This is a genomic window from Coprococcus intestinihominis (assembly GCF_040096555.1).
GTDB lineage: Bacteria > Bacillota > Clostridia > Lachnospirales > Lachnospiraceae > Coprococcus_A > Coprococcus_A intestinihominis.
Genome location: NZ_JBBMEK010000540.1, coordinates 1 through 578 on the forward strand (window position 1 = coordinate 1; position 578 = coordinate 578).

Sequence of the window (578 nt, forward strand, 5' to 3'; positions counted from 1 at the left end):
CCTGCACGTCTCCCTTGGCCAGTGTAGGCGGCATGGAGAATCCTCTGGCCGTGAAATCAAAAATATCATCATACTGGCTTTTGATATCCCTGCTGGTTCCCTCGCTGTAAGTCTTTGAGCCAATGTCTGTGTATGAATATCCCTCAAACAGTGGCAGGACAGCGTTTGGGCTTTCAAAGAATGACTTAAAATACTCATTCATGAGCTTTTCCAGTTTCTCATTGAACAATTTATCACTCTGAGCCATTGCCGAAATGTTCAGGGTTCCTCTGCTGCCTCTGCTTTTGAGATACGATTTTGCAGAATAATCAATCAGCTTGCTGTATGAGTCATACAGGTTCTGTATGATCCGGTTTACGTTCTTGTTGTTGAGTGTCCAGTGAAGCACGTCTGAACTTCGGAATGACCGCGAAAATGTGTAATCATCCACCTGCACATTGGTATAAGTGTCTCCATACAGTGCATTTTTCGTCACGGAAAAATCATCAGCCACCAGGAGCTGTCCGTCATAGCTCTCTACTATCAAAAGCTCATTGTTCCGGAATAACTGCTCCATGGCCTTTGATAGAAATTCTGCT

Annotated in this window: 1 protein-coding gene; it reads right to left on the reverse strand. The window is 44.3% G+C overall.

Features of this window, described 5'->3' with window-relative positions:
- Nucleotides 1-578, reverse strand: a 578-nt coding sequence (locus tag WMO25_RS18725) for a phage portal family protein (RefSeq protein ID WP_494337454.1), incomplete at both ends; no start/stop codon positions are given.